Source organism: Bordetella genomosp. 2, from assembly GCF_002261345.1.
Taxonomy (GTDB): domain Bacteria; phylum Pseudomonadota; class Gammaproteobacteria; order Burkholderiales; family Burkholderiaceae_B; genus Bordetella_A.
On the sequence record NZ_NEVT01000003.1, the window covers coordinates 1362275 to 1384200 of the forward strand.

Genomic DNA, 21926 nt, shown 5'->3' on the forward strand with positions numbered 1-21926 from the left:
CATTGGCCTGGCGGGCTTTACGCCGCCTTCTTCAATTGATCATTTTGGGAAGCGAGCACGGCGAAGACATCTTCTTCGCGCATGACCAGCAACTCTTCGCCATCGACCTTGACAGCCTGGCCGGCGTATTTGCCGAACAGCACCTGGTCGCCGACCTTGAGTTCGAGAGCGCGTATCGACCCATCGGCATTGCGCTTGCCGCTGCCGATCGCGATCACCTCTCCCTGTTCGGGTTTTTCCGCCGCCGTATCGGGAATGACGATGCCGGAGGCTGTCTTGCGCTGCTGTTCGATTCGCTTGACGACAATCCGGTCATAAAGGGGACGGATCTTCATGACTCTATCTCCTTAAGTCTTGAATCATCAAAAAGTGAATTCCAGCGCGGCCTGGCGCGGCCGCATGCCGTACCACCCAGGACGGGTGCGCGAGAAATTTATGGGCGCCCGGAAGCGCTTCAAGAGCCTGGTTTGATTCTCGATGAAACTTATTGAATCAAAATGTTTCTTCCGCGACCAAGGCGATAAAGCACCCGGCGGCGCAGTTGCCGCCCCTCCGCCTGTACAGGCACGGGGCAGGGCGCCGAGCGCCCGCCGTCGGCATCCAGGGTGCAATCGTCGTCGTCCAACTGCTTCCAGAGCCCGCCTTTCCGGGGCCTGAACAGCCAGCGCAAATAGCCGCGCCGGGCCGCCAACTCGAGCAGCATCTGCTGGTCCGGGGCGTCGAGGATGACCGCGTTATCGGACTCCGGCAGGTCGGAATAATCGCCAAAAGCCCGGTGGCCGGCCAGTGCTTCGGAGACGGGGGCGTTCAGGCGCCACCACGCCGGCCGGGCCACACGCTCCACGTCCCAGGCACCCAGCTTCCAGCCGGCATCCAGCACCGCGCGGTCGATGTCGGCGTAGTCGTGCCAGCGCTGATTGATTTGCACCGCCGAGCCGGCGACGGAATCCAGCTCGCCCGGCATCTGCCCGCTTTTGCGAAAGCCGTGCCAGTGCATGATCACCATGACCGGCGTGTCGGATTTTTGTATGGCGGTCGCCGTGACGGCATACAGCGGCAGCCGCAGGGCGGCCGCGTGCGTAGCGATGGTCTCGAATATATCCATCCGTATACCTCATCGAGTTCGCCAGCCTTGCAACAAGGCCGAGGCAACGATATCGCTCTGAATTAATTTATCGCCTCGCATGGCGATGCTCAAGCCGGCGGCGCGGCGACTTGAATCCGGGCGGTCCGCCCTTATATCGCCATCGCAGTCCGCCTGGTCCCCCGCCGGACCAGCAGGCTTTTCGTTGATTCTGATTCCCTAGTGACTCAAGGCGTGCCCTTTCTTGGCAAGGGCAGAGAACATTTTGTGCTTAGGAGAATAAACGTTGAGCAACAACAGGCTAATCAGCACCGTCGTGGCCACTCACAACCGGCCCGACTTCGTGGTCAGGACGCTGCAGTGCCTTGCCCGGCAGACATGCCGGCCGACAGAGGTCATCGTCATCGACGACGGTTCGCAACCCGATACCGAGCAGGCCATAGCGGCGTGGCGCCGCACCTGCCGCCCGAATTTTCCGCTGGTTTATCTGTGGCAGCCCAACTCGGGCCCTGCCGTCGCGCGCAATCGCGGGGTCGCGGTGAGTTCATGCGATTTGATTCATTTCATCGACGATGACGACATCATGCATCCAGGTGCGCTCGAATCGTTGGTTGGGGCGCTGGATACCGACGCGGCCGCCATCGCCATGGCGTCATACCAGGACCGCTGGGACAGCGGCGCGGTCGGCGAGCTGGTCGGACCGCCGGACCTGAGCGCGGACGAGCGCCTGGCGGCGATGATCGCCGGAACCTGGTTCGTGCCGATCCACGGTTATCTGTTTACGCGCGCCGCGGTCGAGCGGATCGGCGGCTGGAATACCGCGCTGACGTCCCAGGAGGATGACGATTACCTGTTGCGTGCCGCCCTGGCGGCGATCGACTTCCGGCCGGCGCCGGCCTCCCGCGTTTACTACTGCCAGCATGCCGGCGTGCGCCGCGCCACGCCCGGCAAGCCGGGAGAATCCGTCCAGCGCGGGCTGGAGAAGCGGTTCTACGCCGACCTGGCGATTCGCGAGTCCATTTACGAGCATCTGCGCGGCACGGGTCAGGCGCAAAAGTACCGGCACGCTTTCGGGATGTGGCGGGAGCGGTTGCGCGATCGCTACCACACGGTGATGGGCAGCACGCGGCCGAAGAGTCGCTTGCTCGACTGGCTGGAAGCCACCGAAGAAGCCGCGGCCACGACGGTGGCCTGCGCGGCGCGGCAGAGCGGCGCGGCGCCGCAGCCGGCGGTCCGCCCCATGCTCGCTCCAGCCGATTTCACCCTGCGGCGCTCGATGAAACGGACCGGCCGCAGGGCAGAGGGGCCCGCCGGGGCCCAGGCCGCGCGCAAGCCGGCGGCCGGGCCCTGGATCAACGGAGCATCGCGCCGGTCTCCTTGATGCCGCGCCGGCGCCTCGTTCATGCAAACGCCAGCCGCGTCGCGTGTTCGCGTATGTCCGCCGGCCAATCCGCCACGCATTCGGCGAAACGGTCCGGGTCGCCGGCGAACAGGGCGCGCGTGGCTTCCTCGAAGCCCGGCATGTCGCCGGCGATGGACGACATGAAGGCATAGGCGGCCTCTTGACGCTGGCGCAGCCGGTCCTGGTCTTCATTGGCGCGGCGCGCTTCTTCGACCAGCTTGCGCAAGGCCACCGACGCGCCGCCCGGCTGCGCGGCCAGCCATTCCCAGTGGCGCGGCAGCAAGGTGACCTCGCGCGACACCACCCCCAGTTTGGGCCGGCCGCGGCCACGGACGCCGGGGGCGTCGTCCGGCGGCGCGGCTGCGGCAGGCGTCAGACGCGCCACGATTTCGGCGTCGGAGCCGCGCAAATCGACATCGACCAGACGCCCGGTGGCGTCGCTGTAGATCAGGACCGGCCCGGCCGCATGGGCGTCCACGGCATGCTTGACCGCCAGCGCCACCGCCGCCAGGTCGCCCGAGGCGATGCGCCGGTGGCCGTCGAAGGCCGTGCAGAGGGACAGAGAGTCGCTCGTATTCATGGGTGCTCTCCCAGGTTGCAGAGCCTTAATTATTATCCGGGTAAAAATTACAGTCAATATTACCCGGGTTAATTTGTGCAACCAGATTAGACCTGTCCCCTGTAAGGGGAAACACCTAGTAAAAACACTTCAACGGCGTATAATCTTGCTTTGCGCCCGGAGTTCCCCATGCGTCTCGTCCAAAAAGCGCTCACCTTCGACGATGTGTTGTTGGTGCCTGCGTACTCCGAGGTGTTGCCGCGCGACACCTCCCTGGTCACCCGCCTCACTCGCAACATCACCCTGAACATCCCGCTCGTGTCCGCCGCCATGGACACCGTCACCGAATCGCGCCTGGCCATCGCCATGGCCCAGGAAGGCGGCATCGGGATCATCCACAAGAACCTGTCGGCCGACGAGCAGGCCAAGGAAGTGGCCCGCGTCAAGCGCCACGAGTTCGGCATCGTCATCGATCCGGTCACCGTCACGCCCGACATGAAAGTGCGCGACGCCATCGCCCTGCAGCGCCAGCACGGCTTTTCCGGCCTGCCGGTGGTCGAGGGCAAGAAGGTGGTCGGCATCGTCACCAACCGCGACCTGCGCTTCGAAGAGCGCCTGGACCAGCCCCTGCGCAACATCATGACGCCGCAGGAACGCCTGGTCACCATGCAAGAGGGCGCCACGCTGGAAGAAGCCCAGGCGCTGATGCACAAGCACCGCCTGGAGCGCGTGCTGATCGTCAACGACGCCTTCGAACTGCGCGGCCTGGCTACCGTCAAGGACATCGTCAAGAACACCGAGCACCCGGTCGCCAACAAGGACGCCCAGGGCCAGCTGCGCGTGGGCGCCGCCGTGGGCGTGGGCGCCGGCACCGAAGAACGGGTCGAAAAACTGGTGGCGGCCGGCGTCGACGTCATCATCGTCGACACCGCCCATGGCCATTCCGCCGGCGTGCTGGAGCGCGTGCGCTGGGTCAAGCAGAATTTCCCCAAGGTCGAGGTCATCGGCGGCAACATCGCCACGGCCGAGGCGGCGCGCGCCCTGGTCGAGCACGGCGCCGACGGCGTCAAGGTCGGCATCGGCCCCGGTTCCATCTGCACCACCCGCATCGTGGCCGGCGTGGGCGTGCCGCAGATCACCGCCATCGCCGACGTCGCCAAGGCGCTCGAGGGCACCGGCGTGCCGCTCATCGCCGACGGCGGCATCCGCTACTCGGGCGATATCGCCAAGGCCCTGTCGGCCGGCGCCTTCGCCTGCATGATGGGCGGCATGTTCGCCGGCACCGAAGAAGCGCCCGGCGAAGTGGTGCTGTTCCAGGGCCGTTCGTACAAGTCCTACCGCGGCATGGGCAGCCTCGGCGCCATGTCCGACGGCTCGGCTGACCGCTACTTCCAGGACCCGGCCAACAACGCCGACAAGCTGGTGCCCGAGGGCATCGAAGGCCGCGTGCCCTACAAGGGCAGCGTGCTGGCCATCATCTACCAGCTGGTGGGCGGCATCCGGGCCTCCATGGGCTATTGCGGCTGCGCCACCATCGACGACATGCGCACCAAGACGCAATTCGTCGAGATCACCTCGGCGGGGGTGCGCGAGTCCCACGTGCACGATGTGCAGATCACCAAGGAAGCGCCCAACTACCGCGCCGACTGATCCGCACCGGCCAGTACAATGCAATCCATCGCGCACCGGCAGAACTCCCGCGGTTCTGGCCGGTGCGCTTTTATTTAACCGGCAGAGTCTCCATGCACCACCAGCGCATTCTCATTCTTGACTACGGTTCGCAAGTCACCCAACTGATCGCCCGGCGCGTCCGCGAAGCCGGCGTCTATTCGGAAATCCACCCGGGCGACGTCGACGACGCCTTCGTGCGCGAGCAGGCGGGGCAGGGGCTCAAGGGCATCATCCTGTCCGGCAGTCATGCTTCCGCCTACGCGGAAGACTCCCTGCGCGTGCCGGCCGCCGTGTTCGACCTGGGCGTGCCGGTGCTGGGTATCTGCTACGGCATGCAGTCGATGGCGCAGCAGCTGGGCGGCACGGTCAGCTTTTCCGACCACCGCGAATTCGGCTACGCCGAGGTGCGGGCGCATGGCCACACCAGGCTGCTGGACGGCCTGGCCGATTTCACCACCCCGGAAGGCCACGGCATGCTGAAGGTGTGGATGAGCCACGGCGACAAGGTCACCGAGCTGCCGCCCGGCTTCAAGCTGATGGCCTCGACCCCGTCGTGCCCGATCGCCGGCATGGCCGACGAAAGCCGCGGCTTCTACGCCGTGCAGTTCCATCCGGAAGTGACCCACACGGTGCAGGGCAGGGCCATGCTGTCGCGCTTCGTGCACGAGATCTGCGGCTGCCAGGGCGACTGGAACATGCCCGACTACGTGTCCGAAGCCGTGGCCCGCATCCGCGAGCAAGTGGGCAGCGACGAGGTCATCCTGGGCCTGTCGGGCGGGGTGGACTCTTCCGTCGCGGCGGCGCTGATCCACAAGGCCATCGGCGACCAGCTCACCTGCGTGTTCGTCGACCACGGCCTGCTGCGCCTGGACGAAGGCAAGCAGGTCATGCAGACCTTCGCCGAGAACATGGGCGTGAAGATCGTCCACATCGACGCCACCGGGCAGTTCATGGGTAAGCTGGCCGGCCAGGCCGACCCGGAAGCCAAGCGCAAGATCATCGGCCGCGAGTTCGTCGAAGTGTTCCAGGCCGAGGCCGCCAAGCTCAAGAGCGCCAAGTGGCTGGCCCAGGGCACCATCTACCCCGACGTGATCGAATCGGCCGGCGCCAAGACGGGCAAGGCCACCTCGATCAAGTCGCACCACAACGTGGGCGGCCTGCCGGACACGCTGAACCTGCAACTGCTGGAGCCCTTGCGCGAACTCTTCAAGGACGAGGTGCGCGAACTGGGCGTGGCGCTGGGCCTGCCGCCGCAGATGGTGTACCGCCATCCGTTCCCCGGCCCCGGCCTGGGCGTGCGCATCCTGGGCGAAGTCAAGCAGGAATACGCCGACCTGCTGCGCCGCGCCGACGCCATTTTCATCGACGAACTGCGCAGCACCATCGACGAGACCAGCGGCAAGAGCTGGTACGACCTGACCTCGCAAGCCTTCGCGGTGTTCCTGCCGGTGAAGTCGGTGGGCGTGATGGGCGACGGCCGCACCTATGAATACGTGGTGGCCCTGCGCGCGGTGCAGACCTTCGACTTCATGACGGCCGACTGGGCGCCGCTGCCCCACGCGCTGCTGGCCCGGGTGTCGTCGCGCATCATCAACGAAGTGCGCGGTATCAACCGGGTGGTGTACGACGTGTCGAGCAAGCCGCCGGCGACGATTGAGTGGGAATGATCCCACGTCCGGTATAGACCGGCACCAAAGAGCATTAAAACACCCATAAGCCCGCGTAATTGCGGGCTTTTTTCGTTCTTGGCGTTGCACTGTCTGGCAAATTTTCGCATCGCCAAGCACCCCGTTTCTATGGCATGGTAGATGGTACGATTTGAACCTGATGCCATGTTCGGCACTCGATACCATGCCGCCTCTGATGGAGTTTTCATGGTATTTAATTTAGGTAACACATTGTTCTTAAAGAGTTTTTTTGAGGATTTGTGGGGCTTTTTGAGCATGGTATTTTTGAGAGGAAACCCAACCCGACCATGCTGACTGATACCAAGCTGCGCAACCTCAAGCCAAAGGACAAGCTCTACAAAGTGAATGACCGTGACGGCCTCTACGTGGCCATCACGCCAGCGGGTTCGATTTCATTCCGCTACAACTACTCGATCCACGGCAGGCAGGAGACAATCACCTTCGGCCGCTACGGTGTCGGAGGGATCACGCTAGCGGAAGCCCGCGAACGGCTGGGCGAAGCCAAGAAGATGATCGCCGCAGGGAAATCTCCAGCCAAGGAGAAGGCGCGGGACAAAGCCCGCGTCAAGGATGCAGAGACATTCGGCGCGTGGGCCGAGAAATGGTTGCGCGGCTATCAGATGGCGCCCAATACCCGAGACATGCGCCGCTCGGTCTACGAACGCGAGTTAAAGCCGAAATTTGGCAACCAAAAACTGGTAGAGATTACCCATGAGGACTTGCGAGCGCTGACAGACGCCATCGTAGAACGAGGCGCACCGGCAACAGCGGTGCATTCGCGAGAGATCGTCTTGCAGGTCTACCGCTGGGCCATCGAGCGCGGCCAGAAGGTCGAGAACCCGGCCGATCTGGTGCGCCCCTCGACCATCGCCAAGTTCGAGCCGCGAGATCGAGCACTGACGCCCGATGAAATCGGCTTGATGTACCAGTACATGGAGCGCATTGGCACCACGCCTTCCATTCGGGCGGCCGCCAAGCTGCTGTTGCTGACGATGGTACGTAAAAGCGAACTGACTAACGCAACGTGGAGCGAGATCAATTTCACCGAAGCGCTTTGGACAATCCCCAAGGAGCGGATGAAGCGCCGCAACCCCCATTTGGTGTTCCTTTCGAGGCAGGCGCTCGACATTTTCATAGCTCTGAAAACCTTCGCGGGCGGCTCGGAGTACGTGCTGCCATCGCGCTATGACTCGGACTTGCCGATGAGCAGCGCCACGCTCAATCAGGTGCTCACGCTGACCTATCGTCTGGCCCAGAAGGAAGGGCAGTCGCTTGGCAAGTTCGGACCGCATGACCTGCGGCGCACAGCCAGCACGCTTCTACATGAGGCGGGCTATAACACTGACTGGATCGAGAAGTGCCTTGCGCACGAACAGAAGGGGGTTCGCGCCGTCTACAACAAGGCCGAGTACCGCGATCAGCGCCGGGCAATGCTTCAGGATTGGGCGGACATGATCGATGAGTGGACAATCAGGAAGCCCCGCCTCCAGGACTGATTCGGAGCCTTGAGACCTGCATTTTGTCGCGAAATGCCCACTTTGGTGGGCATTTTTTTGTCCCGAAATAGACGTTTGTTGGACAGTCTTTCTCTCCTAAATTTCCTTAAGAAAACTTCCGGAAAAACAAGAGATTGGGCGAATATCGTTGTCCCGAAACTATACGATTGCCGGACAGTTAACCCATTGATTTTTAACGAAAAAATAGTCCATAAATGCTGGAAAACACCGGCATTGTGTAGCAATAATTAAACCTCGGACGATGACAAAACGAGGTATTCGGTGTGGAAAGAGAATTAAGGAGAGCGAGTAAAGTTCTCATTAGCAAAAAGCAGCTGCTGGAGATGATTCCACTGTGCGAGCGCACGATCTACAACTTTGAAAAGCAGGGGAAATTCCCTCAGCGCATTGCACTCAGCAGCCGCAAGGTCGTGTGGGATTTGGCTGAGGTTGAGGCATGGATTGATGCGTGCAAACATTCCAGCCCGGCCCCTCGCCCCGGAATGGGGGCTTGAATTGTGGCGATTGACTTACGGGCAGCGTTCGAGAACGAACCGCCCACACTAGACTTTATTTGGCCGGGCTTCCTCGCAGGGACAGTAGGCGCGTTGGTGGCTCCCGGAGCCACAGGTAAGAGCTTCTGGGCGCTGGAAGCCGCAATGACCATCGCGTGCAGCGTCGCGGGTGGTGATCTTTTAGGGCTTTCCCCGGCCAGTACTGGCCGCGTGGTCTATTGCGCCGGAGAAGACCCGGCAGTCGCACTGGTGCGCCGTATTCATTCCATTGGCCAGCACCTGAACCAGCAGTCACGCGACGCCATCGCGCAGAACCTCACCCTTGAGCCGATCATGGGTAAGCGCTTGAACGTGATGGATGAGCGGCACCTTGCCCGCGTCATTGAATTTTGCGCCGGTGCCCGATTGATCGTACTGGATACCCTGAGCCGCATTCATGACAGGGACGAGAACAGCAATGGCGACATGGCAAGGCTTGTCGCCACGCTGGAGCATATTGCGGCCAGCACCGGGGCGTCAGTTCTGTATCTGCATCATGTCAGCAAGGGCAGTGCCCGCGAGGGGCAGACGGATCAACAGCAGGCGGCACGAGGCGCATCCGCTCTAATCGACAATGCCCGCTGGTGTGGCTATGTCGCCAGAATGACCGAGGCTGAGGCCGAACGCCTCAGTGATCGCATATATGACCGACAGCCTATCGGGGAAAACCGCCGGAAGTTCTTCGTTCGTTTCGGCGTTAGCAAACAGAACTACGCCGAGATTGACGCTGATCGTTGGTATCAGCGTCATGACGGCGGCGTGTTGCTGCCGGTGGAATTGGCGGCGGTGACGAAGGAACGCACTCTGCACGTCGTAAGTGGGAGTGACGATGAGCGGTGGTAATGCTGTGACCCCCACCAGTACTAGCGCACAGGCGCGGGTAATGCTCTATCAGCCTAGCCAGCGCCCGCGATTGCGCGAGGGTGATTGGACAGACACATCATTTGGCCGCTGCCGCGTGGCAGGCAGGCTAGGCCAGAGGCACGCCGATATTGTGGAAGCGGTCCTGTACTGCGCAGAACGTCGGCGCCCTGTCTCTGACGGCGGCGTAGAGCTGCTGGTAGACCCCGCTCGGGTGAGAAAGACGCTTTCCGACAGCCGCTACAGCTTTACGCAGATCGAAAAGCTGTTGGCCGAGCTGCGAGCGGCGACGATCACAATTGAGACGCCACAATTCGATTTCCCAATAATCGGGGGATTGATTGATCACGTTATCCCATCGCCCATGACACGGCCTGATCCCCTAACAGGGGGAGAGCGGAATCTGTGGAGAGTGCGCCTTGGCGTAGCGCTGGTGATGCTGCTTGAGCATGACTTGAGTCTGTACTACGACCCAGCCCCCATTGCTCGCCTACAGCATGGCATCAGCCAAGCAGTCGCAAGGCACGTCTTGAGCCACAAAATAGAGCCGACAGGCGGTTGGTATCTTGATACCGTTATCGTGGCCGTTGCTGGGATCGTGCCGAGCAAAGCAATGCGAGATGCACGATTCAGGCTGAGAGAAGATGCCGACGAATTGAAGGCGCTCGGCCTGATTCTAGATGGCGACCGGTTGAGGAAAAAAGGTACTGGTGACGCCTAAAGCGTCGCACACCCGCCCGATAGCGTCGCACAACCGCCCGGTAGCGTCGCACAGCCGCCCGAAACGTCGCACACCCGCCCGGAGTTAGCAGGATATTCAGGATATTCAGATCCTGCGCGGCACAGCCCGCGCTTGAGGCGCGGTCCGGCCTTGCCAGTCGGCCTACGGCCGTTGGGCACCAAAAAAGGTAGGGCGGGCCTGCCGTCGTCGACGCGGTTAGTTCCGTGGATTACCCACCGGTCGCAGCACCTGGTCGAGCCGTTGAAACCGGCAAAAAGACATCAGGCACCAAAAAGGGAAGGGCAGGGCCAAAACGAGCATAAGGCCTCTAACGGCCTGCGAAATCGTCCAAAATCCCTCCTGTATGGGCCGTGGTGGCGTTTTTTCAGTGTCGGAATGGGGGTTGTGGCTGTCATGTGTGAAAACTTCTCACAGCGCTATACAGGCCGTTTTTGCGGTGTGTAATAGACGGAGAAGCTGCGGCAGGAAAACAAAACCCCGCACTTAGGCGGGGTTGTTTGGGTGGCTGGCCAGCGATCAGCTATTGTCGCGCTTCTCCTGCCTTTGAGCTTCCTGTGCGGCTTGGATGGCCATCAACACTTGCTGGTTTAGAGCGGCGTTATTCTTGCTGCCAAGCAGCGGTAGACGGTTCAGCGCCTGTGCCCCGGAAAACATGCGATAGGAAGCTGACAGGGCGAGCGGGCTTACCCGAAGCTGTAAGGCCGTGTATTGGCGATCCAGCCTATCAAGCTGTGGCCCGTAGCCCTTGCTACGTAGCCATCGGCCGAGCGCCCACATGCCGATAGCGAAGGTCGAGGCGAATACTACAAATCCAGCGAATATCAGAATGTCAAACATGGTTATTTCTCCAGTTGATCGTTGTTCGAAGCGGTGCCCTGCGCGTCGAGCGAAGCGAGGCGACCGGGAGTAGAACTGGTGTCCGAAGCTGGTCGGATAACATTAGATTCCTCGACTACCGTTTCCGCGCCGTTGGCCGGGGCTGTCGAGTTGGCATCGTCGGAAACAGGTGGTGGAGAGCCTGCGCCAAGAGACAAAGAGTGCGCGTTCTCCATGCCCGGCACTGCCATCGAGGCCATTACGCCGAGCATCTTTGCACCACCATTGGCCGCTTGGGAAAGTGCGTTGCCGGAGCTGACAACTCCCCCTTTTGGTGTCGCTTGCTGGTCGTTGTTGTCGTTGCCCTGCGCCGCTTTTCCGGCCTGCTTGGCTGCCTGCTGCACTCCGCTGCTAGGATGCTGCGGCGCGGCCTCCGGCGTTTGTGGTGCGCCGCTACCGCCCACTCGGGCACCTACCGACGCCGCGCCCTTGGCCGCCGTTTGGCCGCCAGTGCTCGCGCCGATACCAGAGGTCGCACCGCCCCTACCTGTTGCGGCCGCTGCGGGCGCACCACCACTGGCAAAGCTGGAATTGATTGCGGCGGCCAGACCGCCGCCGCCAATCCCTCCGGCACCCGCCGCACCGGTAGCGCCGCCAGTCCCAGCAGCGCCGAGAGCACCGGCAGCAGCAGGAGCCGCAGCCCCTGCCGTGGCGATGGTGGCCGCCGCTGCGGCGGCCCCGGCAGCACCGGCTACCGCCATCCCGCCAATGGCGGAGCCGCCGCCCATCGATGTGCCGCTTATCATGCCGCCGATCAAATCAGGGATGGTCTTCGTCAGATAGCAGCACACCAAGGCCAGACCGACCATCGTCATCAATGACGCTTCGTCGTTGGTATAGGCCGCTAACCACTGCTTAGCCGACTGTACGATCAGGCCGACAATCAGCGCTAAAATGAACAGTTTGGCTCCGATTGCGACGGTAAAACGCATGGGCGCAGTTGCAAAGTCCCGCGTCCATTGCGAACCACCAAAGCCAAAGAACAGCACAGATGCGTTGATGATCACGTAGGACTCTACGAGCGTCACAAACATGAACGCTGCGATGAAGGCGAAGCACGCCAAGACCAGCACAGCGCATACAGCGATCAGAATTCCCTTGGCCGGAGAAAACACTGAAATGCCTTCCACCATGGTGCGGCCGAAATCCAGCGCAACTGCGAGCATGTCGCCGGGTTCTAATGCACGGCCAAGACCGCTTGCCGATGCTGCCGCATCGCGGAAGCTATCGACAATGGCCGTCGACCACTCCACGGAATAAGTCATGACTGCGAGGAAGAAACCGATCACCATCACGAAGCGCAGCAGTTCGCCGACAATCTCGCCGAAATCAGCTTGCTTCATGACCAGAGGCATAAGCGTCCATACGAACTGGATGGTGGCCAGCAGCCAGAACAGTCTAATGGCGTAGTAATACAGTTTTCCTGACCACTGGTGCGACTGCTGCAGAACGAGATCGAGAAGGCCCTGAACCGATGTATCGGCGTGGGACAGGTCGTTCGCAGCCATAGCATTTCCGGCGACAAGCACGCTCGCTAGGACAAGGAACAACAACAGACGACGTTCCATAACTAGTACCCCTTGACGCCGCCGCGAGTGTTCGGGCGCGCCTCAAATGCGGCATCAGCGTCACGCTGGTGCCGTTGTTGTTCCGACACCGCAGTGCATTCGCTATTGCCTTGAACAGCCACAGTGACCACAGAACCGGCCAATGCGGACGCGGTGCAAATCAGGGCTATAAGCCATTTCGAAATAGTCATTCTCAGTACCCCTTAACGCCGCCGCGTGTGTTTTTACGCGCTTCAAACTGTTGTTCGGCGGCTTCGCTAGCGGCCGTCCGGTCGCCTTGCTGGGCCATGTAGTTGCCCTGCATATTGATTTGCGTGGCTACCAGATCGCGCAGCTTTTGCAGTTGCTGCACGTTCTGCGAGGCTATTTCGTTGCCCGCCTGAATCGCCTGCATCCGGCCAGCGGCCGACTGCGAACGGGAAACCATGCGGGCAAGTTGCGCGTCCTCAGACTCGAAAGTGCCGGTATTGAGGTTCGCCGCTTCCATCGCCGTTTTCACGTTGTCGCGCCCCTGCTCTGACCACTTCTGATAACGATCCCGCGCCGGGACTGCCTCCGAGTTCGCGGCTTGATTCAGGTAGGACTCGAAGCCCGGAAACTGCGTGTTGAACTGCGAATCCATGTTCTGGATTTGGCGGCCCAAGGCCTGCGACTTCGTGTAGATATTCACCACGCTTTGCAGGTCGGCCGCGATGCTGCCGAACATGGAGTTGGGCAAGCTCAGACCCTGCGTAACCATGTTTTGATACTGCTGAATCTGCGTTGCCAGTTGCTGGGCCGTGTTCAGTTGCGTGTTGACCGCTTCGGCGTACTCGTACATCTGCTGATAGAACGTCGAGCAGTTCGAGCAGTAGATGGCATAGGCCGGAGCCGGTGCCATGTAGAGACTTACACCAAGGCCTGCGCTTGCCATTGCTAGAGCGAGCGCCGCGCCTCGACCCAATTTTCGGGCGGCATAAGCCGACGTTTTTTGCGATTCCATTTCCATACCGAATACCTCATTTTGTCATCGTCCGAGGTTTGATTATTGACCGATATGGAGCAGTTTTAAATATGCGGATAATCTTGTATCCGCATAGAATTCAATGATTTATGTCCGTAAACTGTCCGTCAATCTTCACGAGATTGTTTCTCAACGCTATGATTTTGATCGCGTTTCTCATGACAAGCGGAACGAGCTTGGTTGTCCGTTTTGATACATTTTGCGGACAAAAAAAAGCCCACCGAAGTGAGCTTTTGATAGGGCAGTGCGCGGCGTCAGTGGGCAGCGTAATAGGGATTCTGTGCGCGATAGAGGTCACGCTCCGGTTCAGGAATGTGTAGCGTTTCAAGGTGCCAATCTTCGAGTGAAGAAGCCAGCTCGGCCGCTATGCGCTGGGCTTCCATAACGCTGTCGCCATGCCGCCCGCTGGCTCGACCGAGGCAGGCTTGCAGTTCGTTGAGTTGATTGGCCAATGCGCTGATGCGGTGAGCTGTCTTCATGATCAATTCCCCTTGCTGATCCTTTCCACGATTTTGTCGAATTCTTCCCGGACTTGATCGTCCGTCAGCTCAAGATTAACCAATCCTGACTTTATTGCAATTCTTCCGATTCTTTCTGCTGCCTCATTGTCGAGTTTTGCCAGTCTTGCTTTCGCCATTTCAAGCTCTGAAAGGGCATCAGAACGGCGCTCTGCGAGGGTTTTTCGTGCCATGATTACTCCGTTGTTTCTTGATGATCGATTTTCGAAAAAAAGCGCGTAAACGGAGGCTATGTTCTCACCTGAGTCTAGCAATTTACAAGGCTTAGATTTGGCTGGTCTAGCGGATGGCCTCTCAAAGCCCCTCCTTTTGGTGTCAGTCAGTCCTTGATGCTCATGAACTCAATCGGAAACGCATTTCTATGCGAATGTACGCGATTCTACGCGATTAAAAGAATTGATTAACGCGACGCTACGCGAATGTATGCGAATTAGCGCGAATGTGCGCGATTACGCCATATTTTAATGGCGATTCTGCTCCAGTCGCATAGAATCGCAGAGAAGTAGCAGGCAGGATGTGTGTTGTACGGGTACGGGCAGTCCCGCACCCGTACAACACCGCCCCTTACTCACCTTCGGTTCGACGGCATCTTGCTCTGCGAGGCTAACCGTCGCTGCCGCGATGACAAACGGATAAGCACCAAAAGGAGGAGCAAGTACCGGTTAGAGCAAAGAGCCCGTAGACGCGGAAAACCCGTTGAGGTTTGGGTTACCGATGAGGAAAAGGCGGAGATCGACGCAAGGGCAAATAGTGCGGGTTTGTCTCGGTCAGCCTACATGCGTGCGGCCGGATTAAATCACCGTGTAGGAGCAATAGCCGATCTCGATGCTGTTCGTGACCTTGTCAAAGTAAATGGGGACTTTGGACGGCTCGCTGGGCTATTGAAATTATGGCTAGCGGAAAAGCGCGGTCAGGGTGCTCGGCCATTTGACGTGGAAGCGTTGATGATGCAGTTCAGAGAACTTCAGCATCAGACAAGAGCGATTATGAGCCGAATAGTATTCAAGAAAAAATGAAAACGGCCCTAAACGGGCCGTTTTCAATATATCAATTAAAGGCGCAACCAATCCATTGCTCTGCTAACAGATTGGTAGTCTGGAAGGCCAGCTTTATATTCCTCATTAGAAAGGCTGGTCATGAAGGTTATGTGGGCTGCACTTGTTTTGGCTATACCAAGGTGCGCTTCAATCGCGCCTTTCGTCCATAGCCAAATGCCCATCGCTTTCAATTCTTCATGCAATCTTGCAATGCAGTCTATTGCGTTTTCTTCTTGGGCAAGTCTTTCGAAAGCCGCCGCAGCGGGCATTCCATTATGTCTAGTAGGCAGCCCATCTGCATCAAGGCCAATGTGGCCGCCATTTCTTAATTCTTCCAGTATTGCCTTGCATGCGATGAGATCAGCATGATCGGGAGCGAGCAGACCCTTAAGAGGAGCTATCCTAAAGGCAAAATCTAAATCTACAATCGCCTTGCAAGGCACTCCCATCGACCGCAATACTTTTATAGTATCAGGAATATTGGGAGTTCCTCCGATATCAACAAATCCAATCTTATCTTCACCGGGAGTGGTTCCAAAAGAGTTGAGAAATATTGTAGGCAGAATTGTGCGTTCGGTTTTCCCTTCAGTGATTACGACTCGCTCGGAAAAAAGAATTTTACTCGAGTTTGAAAGGGCAAATAGCGCTTCTGACTGATGCTGGGCATCATCAATTGCTGCTGCCACCGCATCCTTTATTCGTGGATAGCATCTTGTCCCTAAAGCTGCGCTTCTTCGTATGAGAAGGGTATTGGGGGCATCGTCCCGCGAAATCATATTTGCCGAATGCGTTGTAATGACCACCTGATAGCCGTCGCCAGCGAGTCGGCTTAAAGCTGCACGTACGACTTCGATAGCTTGGGGATGTAGATAGAGCTCTGGCTCATCAATCAGAAGGAGCGTCGTTCTACCAGCATTTCCACCGCCGGCTCTCCGAACTTCGGCTAGACACTTAATAAGCGCTATTTGTATAGAGCGTTGGGCGCCATGCCCAAATGACGAGGCATCCCTACCGTCAGGATTTTCGAACCCCTCTTCGAAAATCCGTATCGTCGCTGATTTCATGAAATCAGAAAAATCTGGGACAGGTATGTGGGTCTTGGCCGAGACACCGGGAAACAGCTTGGACAGCTCGCCTTGAATACGGCCGTCGAGATCGACTAAAGTTTCGTCTTTATTCTCAGCGTTGGCTGAAAGACGCCTTCCGACGTCTTGCAGTGCCTCAGCAACAGCAGGCGAGTGCCGATCAATGACGGGAGCCATTATCTCTTTAAGAAGCTTGCCGATTGTGGTTCCGCTACCAAATTTCGCTACGTCCTCTGTGGCGTTTTCCATCGCTCCAATAAAAATAGGCTCGGGAAACAGAGCGCCTATTGCAGCGTCGATCCCTGCTGGATTGATAACCCATTCATCTTGACCGGCTTCTCGCCTTAATACTTCAAATCGTATCCCCGCAACTGCCTGCCCTGGGGTGGCTTGCGTGCGCCTAATACGTATCTGACCGTCAACGACAAGGGGCTCGATACGTCCACGGTGAGCATCACCAATCGCATCGAGCACTTCAGCACTTATGCCAGAGATTTCCGCTTCTACAATAATTGGCTGATCGGCAAGGTGAAAGTCTTCTGGTGGGAGGCTAGATCGTTTTATTATCCAGCCAATAGCCCGAATAATATTAGTTTTTCCAGCGTTGTTGTAGCCAACCAAAGGAGTATAGTGCGAAAGTGGAAATATTCCGTCCGAGATTGATTTGAAATTCTGTATTCTAATTTGTGAGATGTGATGCATTACCCCTCCCGCTATTGGTAATCAAAGTTAGATACTTTCAAGACTCACATTTAAAATAAAAACTATTGCGTTGATCGAGTGGCTTCATATCGAGATATTGAGTTTTTGTGAGCGCTAAGTCCCAGTTTTAAAATCAAGGTTTGGATGAATCTCGAAGCGCCACAGCGGTAATGCTTTTCCCTTGTAATCGCGAGGAATCTTCAAGCTGAAAATTTCAGGATCAAACCTAACGTCGAGTGCGACTATGCCTGTTTGGTCGTCAACAGTAAGCTCTCGAAAAGCTGTACTAATCATCGAGCTTAAATCCCCAATGATCTGAAAGTCCTGGTCCTCTGTGGGGTTCTCTGGCTTCATTTCGTGAGCGAAGGAAATAAGCCGTCCGTCAACCACGGTCGCAGGGGTTTCTGTTTCCGACCAATTTCCGTAGCGCATGAGGTAGAAGGCTAATTTTTGTTCATTCTCGTTGGTGATGGCAGTGCCTGCGCAGCTCATGCGAATATCGCGAATTGTAAATAGGGCGGTGCCGTTGTCTGCGACCATCGCCTTTTCATCGTTAGAATCACCGATGAACTCGATACGTAATGGAGGCAATGTTGCAATCATGCAATCACCTACAAGAAACATTTCGTTTCTAGCCAGTGCGTGAGGCAGGTCAATAAATATACTAGAACCGGAATCAAAGAAGGAGTCGGGAGGCAATAGTACCCATTTGTTTATTCGGGAGAAGTAGATCGCAATTTTGAGATCAGCTTTATTTATGTTTGAATATGAAACAAGTTTTTTTAGGTAGGATTTTTTCAGAGAGAAGCGTGAGCCAAGCGACTTCATATGAAAATTCTTTACCTCGACAAGGATTACATCTCCGCTGTTCGTTACAATCCGGTAGTCAGGCGGGATGAATTCATCGGAACTTGCGAATGCCGCTCCACTGTCCTCCTGCTTGATGTATTGGCATCCACCAAGTGCTCCTAATACATGAGCAAACATCGCCTCCACACGTTTCCCATGTAATACATTAGGATTATCTAGCGTCGCTTTGAGAGATGCTCCAATTTTTTGCTGAAACGCGCTAATATCTTCAGAAATGCCTATGCGATACCCATTTTGTCGCGATAAGGTAGTATAAAGCTCCAATGCATCGAAACTCTCCGCATTTCTCGATACGCGTTTCATTGCTTTCGCCCGCCCCCTCATTTATGTTAAATATCCTAGTTTAAAATTGCTCTACCAAGATGCCAGTGAACGCTACTTTTTTCTACGTTCTCAAGCTAAAAATTGCTTCTTGATGACAGTGTTGCCGGTATCATGAGATTGACTCATGATGTATTAGGCGTGCAACTATGATAAATGCAACTTCCGCCGGAGTTGCGGCATGTTTTGGGAGGATGATGCTAAATGAAGGACAGACCGCATGACACGGCGATGGCCGAGCACTTCCGCGCCGATCCGACCTATGCAGCGGAGCTGCTTGCTGAAGTTCGCCGCGACGGTAACTCCGCCGACGAGCTAACCATTCTGTTGCGGCAGATGGCCACGGCCTCGGAAGGTTGCTCGAAGTCGGATTACGCCGATACAGGGCGCGCTCTACCTCGCTGATTTGAACGTGGTATTTTTCATGGTTCAGTGAATAATTCTCTACTCAAGGTGCTGATTTAAAACATTTTTTTTTGTGTTATTTATAATTGAGTGGGAGTGAATTGACTCCTTCGGGGACTATCGCCAGCTATCGAGAATCCGCCGTAACGTGTTGATTCTTAAATGCGTCACGGCGGCTATCGGTGGCTAGCGCCGGCCAGCAGAACAAGTCGGCGGTAAAACGGCGGCAAGAACCGGAGGCCGGATCAAGACCTTCCCGTTCACTATTGAAACCTACCCAGTCTTTGACGGTAGAAGCCTCCTCGGGAAAGCGGCTTTTATGCAGCTTTCCGGGCGTCAGCAGGTCTCCCGGCCCCTGCTGGTAAAAGCCGTCCCCAACGGGAGAAAAAGCGTCGCGACCTGGATCAGCAACTGATCAGCTGTGGCAAAGGCCGGCGTGATCCGGGCTTTGGCGGCGAGGCCAAACACGCGATGCAGCAGCGCGCCGACGTCCTGGCCGGGCAGAGGCTACGCGGGCGACGCGGGCAGCAGTTTGGACCACAAGTCATTGCCACGATGCGAGATGGCGGGGCCTGGAAGATCGGGCGAAATGGGGGGCTGTCAATTGCTTGAGCCATCACTCGCCATTTCATCGCCCGGAACCTTCTTCACGAATAGCGCATCACGCTGTTCCGCCCACTTCAGCATTGCATCCAACGCAGGGCACAAGGCTTGTCCCCAATCCGTTAGTCGGTATTCGACCTTGGGGGGAACCTGCGGATACAGCTTCCGGGAAACAACCCCGTCGGCTTCCAGCTGCCGCAATTGTTGGGCCAGCATCTTCTGGGAGATGCCCGGGATCAGCCGCTCGAAGTCCGAATAGCGTTGCACTTTTCCATCGAAGAGATGAAAAAGGATGATGAGCTTCCATCGGCCTTCCAGCAGTCGAAGGGCTTCCGCTACCCCCAGTGCGGCAGTGGCAGGCGTATATACCTTTCTCATGGATCAGTAACTTACTTTTTAGTGCGTTCTTGCCGAATAGCGAGTCTATGTCGAAAATGCCTGTACGGCAATTCACCGCGAGAACGCACCAACCATGGCTCTTTCACTACCAGATCCCATTTCTGCCTACTTCGAGCTCAGCAACGGCTCGGACACCGTTCGCGTCGACTACTGCTTCACGCAGGATGCGGTTGTTGTTGATGAAAGATACACACACCGAGGCCATGAGGCTATCCAGTCCTGGAAGCGTGAAGCACGGAAGAAATTTGAGTACACCGTTGAGCCTGTCAACGTTTCCCGAGAGGGTGACCGGATAACCGTTTTGGCAAATGTTGTCGGCAACTTTCCCGGTAGCCCTGTTCACCTTGACCATGTTTTTGAACTGGCGGACGACAAGATCAAATCGTTGGAGATCCGCTAATGTCCCTGAACCTGGAACTACAAGGCAAGCGGGTCCTGGTGACGGCGGGTACCAAAGGCGTGGGAAAAGCTGTCGTTGACCTGTTCCGAGAACTCGGCGCGAAAGTGCTCACCACCGCGCGGGAGCAACCCGCCGATATGTCAGCAGACATTTTCGTCGCTGCTGACCTGACAACAGTCGAAGGCTGCAACTCTGTGGCAAATGCAGTTATTGCCAGTTTTGGCGGCGTGGACATCATCGTCCATGTCCTGGGTGGCTCGACCGCACCTGCTGGAGGCTTCGCGGCTTTGGGTGAAGAGGAGTGGCAACGCGAATTGAGCCTCAATTTGCTGCCCGCTGTCCGACTTGATCGCGCGTTGCTGCCTGGCATGTTGGCTCAAGGCGCAGGCGTGGTTATTCACGTCACTTCAATCCAGCGCGAGTTGCCTCTGCCGGAATCAACCACCGGCTATGCGGCAGCGAAGGCCGCGCTCTCGACTTACAGCAAGAGCCTGTCGAAGGAGATTTCGCCCAAGGGCATCCGCGTCGTGCGGGTCGCGCCAGGCTGGATCGAGACAGAGGCAGCCGTGGCCCTTGCCGAGCGCCTGGCCTTGCAGGCTGGGACAGACTATGAGGGGGGCAAGAAGATCATCATGGACTCTCTAGGCGGCATTTCGTTGGGGCGACCATCAAAGCCCGTCGAGGTTGCGAATCTCATCGCCTTCCTGGCTTCGCCACGCGCGGCAACCATCACGGGTGCCGAGTATGTGATCGACGGCGGCACGGTCCCGACTGCATAGGGCTGACCCGCCCCGCGGCGCAAGACGCTCCAGTCGTCGTTCCCTAGTCAGTGCGGCATTTTCTCGCCCGGGCGCAGCGTCAGAATCCTCACGCCATTGCGGGTCACGGCCACGGTGTGCTCGAACTGGGCTGACAGTTGGCCGTCGCGTGTAACGACCGTCCAGCCATCGTCTTCGGTTTGGACGGCCCCTCTGCCTTGGTTCAACATGGGTTCGATGGTGAACACCATGCCTTCGCGCAGCACCAGGCCGGTACGCGGCTTGCCCCAGTGCAGCACCTGTGGCTCTTCGTGCATTTCGCGCCCGATGCCGTGTCCGCAGTATTCCCTCACCACCGAATAGCCTTTCCTGTGGGCATGTCGCTCGATGGCATGGCCCACGTCGCCCAGCGTGGCGCCGGGGCGGACGGCCTGGATGCCTTTCCACATCGCTTCATAGGTTGCGTCCACGAGCCTGCGGGCGGGCGGCGACACCTCGCCCACCAGGTAGGTCTTGCTGGAGTCGGCGATGTAGCCATTTTTTTCCAGCGTGATGTCGAAATTGACGATGTCCCCGTCCTGCAGAATGTCCTTCGCAGAGGGGACTCCGTGGCATACCACCTGGTTGCGGGAGGCGTTGAGCGCGTAGGCGTACCCGTACTGCCCCTTGCTGGCCGGACGTGCATGCAGCTTATGCACGATGAGGTCTTCGACCAGGTCGTTGACCTGCATGGTGGAGATGCCGATCAGGTCCAGCCTGTCGAGGTGATTGAACACCTCTGCCAATAATCGGCCCGACTCTGCCAGTAGCGCGATTTCTTCCGGCCGTTTGGTCATGCCGGCTCCATCTTGACAGGCTGTGCCACGACGCCGGCGGCCCGCAGTTCACGCCCCATGATCTCGTTGAACGTCAATGTCGGATTCGTTTCGCACAGCATGCCGACCCTGATCCAGAAGGCTGCTTGTGCGTTGATCGACCGGCACGACACCGCGCTGGCCTTTCGCAACTGGTCGTGCAGCTCGTCGTCGATGTTTACGATGCCCATGAGTGCAGGTCTATATGAAACGTATACGGATCATATATTCCTTTTGTGTGGCGACGCAAGTGCATGCCTACCATGACCGTAGGGAAGGGAGCGGGTTGGCCGTTTTGAGGCAAAGTCATGCCGCGCTAAGATGCGTCCTGTTTCGAGGGCCCCCGGCACTGCCGTGGTGGCCCCGTCAAGCGTTGAAGCGTCGTGCGGCGGTGTCTTCGCGTCCCCGCCGCGATGGCCGAGGCCGGCCAGCCTCGGCATGGGGCGCGCACCGGGCGCGCCCGATCTCCG

24 protein-coding genes are annotated in these 21926 nt (G+C 58.1%); 11 read left to right on the forward strand and 13 right to left on the reverse strand.

Annotated elements, in window-relative coordinates; translation table 11 throughout:
* Positions 1–17: 17 nt before the first annotated feature.
* Positions 18–335: a co-chaperone GroES gene (locus CAL24_RS08625; RefSeq protein ID WP_094806408.1), complete on the reverse strand. Its 318-nt coding sequence runs from the start codon at positions 333–335 to the stop codon at positions 18–20.
* Positions 336–484: 149 nt separating this feature from the next.
* Positions 485–1105, reverse strand: coding sequence for a hypothetical protein (locus tag CAL24_RS08630; protein ID WP_094806409.1), 621 nt, complete (start codon positions 1103–1105; stop codon positions 485–487).
* Positions 1106–1370: 265 nt separating this feature from the next.
* On the opposite strand from CAL24_RS08630, the gene CAL24_RS08635 reads away from it, so the two are divergent.
* Positions 1371–2465, forward strand: a complete 1095-nt coding sequence (locus CAL24_RS08635) for a glycosyltransferase family 2 protein (protein ID WP_094806410.1) — start codon at positions 1371–1373, stop codon at positions 2463–2465.
* 19 nt (positions 2466–2484) lie between these two features.
* Here the strand turns inward: CAL24_RS08635 and CAL24_RS08640 are convergent, their stop codons facing one another.
* Positions 2485–3066, reverse strand: a complete 582-nt coding sequence (locus tag CAL24_RS08640; RefSeq protein WP_094806411.1) for a DUF2239 family protein — start codon at positions 3064–3066, stop codon at positions 2485–2487.
* Positions 3067–3234: 168 nt separating this feature from the next.
* On the opposite strand from CAL24_RS08640, the gene guaB reads away from it, so the two are divergent.
* The 6 genes from guaB to CAL24_RS08670 all read left to right on the forward strand — a co-directional run bounded on the left by guaB (position 3235) and on the right by CAL24_RS08670 (position 10036).
* Positions 3235–4695, forward strand: coding sequence for an IMP dehydrogenase (gene guaB, locus CAL24_RS08645; protein WP_028353392.1), 1461 nt, complete (start codon positions 3235–3237; stop codon positions 4693–4695).
* A 92-nt stretch (positions 4696–4787) separates the two neighbouring features.
* Positions 4788–6383: a glutamine-hydrolyzing GMP synthase gene (guaA, locus tag CAL24_RS08650; RefSeq protein ID WP_028353391.1), complete on the forward strand. Its 1596-nt coding sequence runs from the start codon at positions 4788–4790 to the stop codon at positions 6381–6383.
* A 308-nt stretch (positions 6384–6691) separates the two neighbouring features.
* Positions 6692–7900 carry a tyrosine-type recombinase/integrase gene (locus tag CAL24_RS08655; protein WP_094806412.1) on the forward strand — a complete coding sequence of 403 codons (1209 nt, stop codon included), beginning with the start codon at positions 6692–6694 and terminating at the stop codon, positions 7898–7900.
* A gap of 284 nt (positions 7901–8184) precedes the next feature.
* Positions 8185–8415 (forward strand): helix-turn-helix transcriptional regulator, encoded by a 231-nt coding sequence (locus CAL24_RS08660; protein WP_071961390.1) that lies wholly within the window; start codon positions 8185–8187, stop codon positions 8413–8415.
* Between the two features lie 3 nt (positions 8416–8418).
* Positions 8419–9297, forward strand: a complete 879-nt coding sequence (locus CAL24_RS08665) for a helicase RepA family protein (RefSeq protein WP_012540887.1) — start codon at positions 8419–8421, stop codon at positions 9295–9297.
* A gap of 40 nt (positions 9298–9337) precedes the next feature.
* A complete protein-coding gene (locus CAL24_RS08670; protein ID WP_233256763.1) occupies positions 9338–10036 on the forward strand; it encodes an ABC transporter ATPase in 699 nt (232 codons plus the stop codon).
* Positions 10037–10573: 537 nt separating this feature from the next.
* Here the strand turns inward: CAL24_RS08670 and CAL24_RS08675 are convergent.
* The 5 genes from CAL24_RS08675 to CAL24_RS08700 form a co-directional block, all read right to left on the reverse strand.
* On the reverse strand, positions 10574–10894 hold the full coding sequence (locus CAL24_RS08675) for a hypothetical protein (protein WP_023115107.1): 321 nt from the start codon (positions 10892–10894) through the stop codon (positions 10574–10576).
* 2 nt (positions 10895–10896) lie between these two features.
* Positions 10897–12441 (reverse strand): P-type conjugative transfer protein TrbL, encoded by a 1545-nt coding sequence (trbL, locus tag CAL24_RS08680; RefSeq protein ID WP_249278500.1) that lies wholly within the window; start codon positions 12439–12441, stop codon positions 10897–10899.
* Positions 12442–12694: 253 nt separating this feature from the next.
* A complete protein-coding gene (trbJ, locus tag CAL24_RS08690; protein ID WP_094806414.1) occupies positions 12695–13489 on the reverse strand; it encodes a P-type conjugative transfer protein TrbJ in 795 nt (264 codons plus the stop codon).
* 269 nt (positions 13490–13758) lie between these two features.
* A complete protein-coding gene (locus tag CAL24_RS08695) occupies positions 13759–13983 on the reverse strand; it encodes a hypothetical protein (RefSeq protein ID WP_094806415.1) in 225 nt (74 codons plus the stop codon).
* 2 nt (positions 13984–13985) lie between these two features.
* A complete protein-coding gene (locus tag CAL24_RS08700) occupies positions 13986–14195 on the reverse strand; it encodes a TraC family protein (RefSeq protein WP_000101767.1) in 210 nt (69 codons plus the stop codon).
* 345 nt (positions 14196–14540) lie between these two features.
* Between CAL24_RS08700 and CAL24_RS24510 the strand changes: the two genes are divergently transcribed.
* Positions 14541–15038 carry a plasmid mobilization protein gene (locus CAL24_RS24510; RefSeq protein ID WP_432759281.1) on the forward strand — a complete coding sequence of 166 codons (498 nt, stop codon included), beginning with the start codon at positions 14541–14543 and terminating at the stop codon, positions 15036–15038.
* A 35-nt stretch (positions 15039–15073) separates the two neighbouring features.
* On the opposite strand, the gene CAL24_RS08710 is transcribed toward CAL24_RS24510, so the two are convergent.
* Positions 15074–16846 carry an ATP-dependent nuclease gene (locus CAL24_RS08710; protein ID WP_141218061.1) on the reverse strand — a complete coding sequence of 591 codons (1773 nt, stop codon included), beginning with the start codon at positions 16844–16846 and terminating at the stop codon, positions 15074–15076.
* A gap of 114 nt (positions 16847–16960) precedes the next feature.
* Complete coding sequence (locus CAL24_RS23990; protein WP_141218062.1) at positions 16961–18019, reverse strand: hypothetical protein; 1059 nt, start codon at positions 18017–18019, stop codon at positions 16961–16963.
* A gap of 222 nt (positions 18020–18241) precedes the next feature.
* Here CAL24_RS23990 and CAL24_RS08720 point away from each other — a divergent pair, with 222 nt between their 5' ends.
* Positions 18242–18442, forward strand: coding sequence for an addiction module antidote protein (locus CAL24_RS08720; protein WP_094806416.1), 201 nt, complete (start codon positions 18242–18244; stop codon positions 18440–18442).
* 600 nt (positions 18443–19042) lie between these two features.
* Here the strand turns inward: CAL24_RS08720 and CAL24_RS08725 are convergent.
* Positions 19043–19423, reverse strand: a complete 381-nt coding sequence (locus CAL24_RS08725) for a winged helix-turn-helix transcriptional regulator (RefSeq protein WP_028353390.1) — start codon at positions 19421–19423, stop codon at positions 19043–19045.
* 94 nt (positions 19424–19517) lie between these two features.
* On the opposite strand from CAL24_RS08725, the gene CAL24_RS08730 reads away from it, so the two are divergent.
* Both CAL24_RS08730 and CAL24_RS08735 read left to right on the forward strand, forming a co-directional pair.
* Positions 19518–19844, forward strand: a complete 327-nt coding sequence (locus tag CAL24_RS08730; RefSeq protein WP_094806417.1) for a nuclear transport factor 2 family protein — start codon at positions 19518–19520, stop codon at positions 19842–19844.
* Entirely contained in the window at positions 19844–20623 is a 780-nt protein-coding gene (locus CAL24_RS08735) for an SDR family oxidoreductase (protein WP_094806418.1), read from the forward strand. The genes CAL24_RS08730 and CAL24_RS08735 overlap by 1 nt, the downstream gene beginning before the upstream one ends.
* Positions 20624–20670: 47 nt before the next feature.
* Here the strand turns inward: CAL24_RS08735 and map are convergent, their stop codons facing one another.
* Together map and CAL24_RS08745 are read right to left on the reverse strand one after the other, a co-directional pair.
* Positions 20671–21438: a type I methionyl aminopeptidase gene (map, locus tag CAL24_RS08740; protein WP_094806419.1), complete on the reverse strand. Its 768-nt coding sequence runs from the start codon at positions 21436–21438 to the stop codon at positions 20671–20673.
* Complete coding sequence (locus tag CAL24_RS08745) at positions 21435–21647, reverse strand: ParD-like family protein (RefSeq protein WP_028353387.1); 213 nt, start codon at positions 21645–21647, stop codon at positions 21435–21437. The genes map and CAL24_RS08745 overlap by 4 nt, the downstream gene beginning before the upstream one ends.
* Positions 21648–21926 lie beyond the last annotated feature (279 nt).

What these genes read in the sequence shown, in the direction of transcription:
- CAL24_RS08700 (WP_000101767.1), bottom strand. Translation starts at nt 14,195, where the DNA reads ATGGCACGAAAAACCCTCGCAGAGCGCCGTTCTGATGCCCTTTCAGAG.
- CAL24_RS08655 (WP_094806412.1), top strand. Translation starts at nt 6,692, where the DNA reads ATGCTGACTGATACCAAGCTGCGCAACCTCAAGCCAAAGGACAAGCTC.
- guaA (WP_028353391.1), top strand. Translation starts at nt 4,788, where the DNA reads ATGCACCACCAGCGCATTCTCATTCTTGACTACGGTTCGCAAGTCACC.
- CAL24_RS08625 (WP_094806408.1), bottom strand. Translation starts at nt 335, where the DNA reads ATGAAGATCCGTCCCCTTTATGACCGGATTGTCGTCAAGCGAATCGAA.
- CAL24_RS08730 (WP_094806417.1), top strand. Translation starts at nt 19,518, where the DNA reads ATGGCTCTTTCACTACCAGATCCCATTTCTGCCTACTTCGAGCTCAGC.
- CAL24_RS08720 (WP_094806416.1), top strand. Translation starts at nt 18,242, where the DNA reads ATGAAGGACAGACCGCATGACACGGCGATGGCCGAGCACTTCCGCGCC.
- CAL24_RS08735 (WP_094806418.1), top strand. Translation starts at nt 19,844, where the DNA reads ATGTCCCTGAACCTGGAACTACAAGGCAAGCGGGTCCTGGTGACGGCG.
- map (WP_094806419.1), bottom strand. Translation starts at nt 21,438, where the DNA reads ATGACCAAACGGCCGGAAGAAATCGCGCTACTGGCAGAGTCGGGCCGA.
- trbJ (WP_094806414.1), bottom strand. Translation starts at nt 13,489, where the DNA reads ATGGAAATGGAATCGCAAAAAACGTCGGCTTATGCCGCCCGAAAATTG.
- CAL24_RS08630 (WP_094806409.1), bottom strand. Translation starts at nt 1,105, where the DNA reads ATGGATATATTCGAGACCATCGCTACGCACGCGGCCGCCCTGCGGCTG.
- guaB (WP_028353392.1), top strand. Translation starts at nt 3,235, where the DNA reads ATGCGTCTCGTCCAAAAAGCGCTCACCTTCGACGATGTGTTGTTGGTG.
- CAL24_RS08745 (WP_028353387.1), bottom strand. Translation starts at nt 21,647, where the DNA reads ATGGGCATCGTAAACATCGACGACGAGCTGCACGACCAGTTGCGAAAG.
- trbL (WP_249278500.1), bottom strand. Translation starts at nt 12,441, where the DNA reads ATGGCTGCGAACGACCTGTCCCACGCCGATACATCGGTTCAGGGCCTT.
- CAL24_RS08710 (WP_141218061.1), bottom strand. Translation starts at nt 16,846, where the DNA reads ATGCATCACATCTCACAAATTAGAATACAGAATTTCAAATCAATCTCG.
- CAL24_RS08695 (WP_094806415.1), bottom strand. Translation starts at nt 13,983, where the DNA reads ATGAAGACAGCTCACCGCATCAGCGCATTGGCCAATCAACTCAACGAA.
- CAL24_RS08640 (WP_094806411.1), bottom strand. Translation starts at nt 3,066, where the DNA reads ATGAATACGAGCGACTCTCTGTCCCTCTGCACGGCCTTCGACGGCCAC.
- CAL24_RS08670 (WP_233256763.1), top strand. Translation starts at nt 9,338, where the DNA reads ATGCTCTATCAGCCTAGCCAGCGCCCGCGATTGCGCGAGGGTGATTGG.
- CAL24_RS08675 (WP_023115107.1), bottom strand. Translation starts at nt 10,894, where the DNA reads ATGTTTGACATTCTGATATTCGCTGGATTTGTAGTATTCGCCTCGACC.
- CAL24_RS08725 (WP_028353390.1), bottom strand. Translation starts at nt 19,423, where the DNA reads ATGAGAAAGGTATATACGCCTGCCACTGCCGCACTGGGGGTAGCGGAA.
- CAL24_RS23990 (WP_141218062.1), bottom strand. Translation starts at nt 18,019, where the DNA reads ATGAAACGCGTATCGAGAAATGCGGAGAGTTTCGATGCATTGGAGCTT.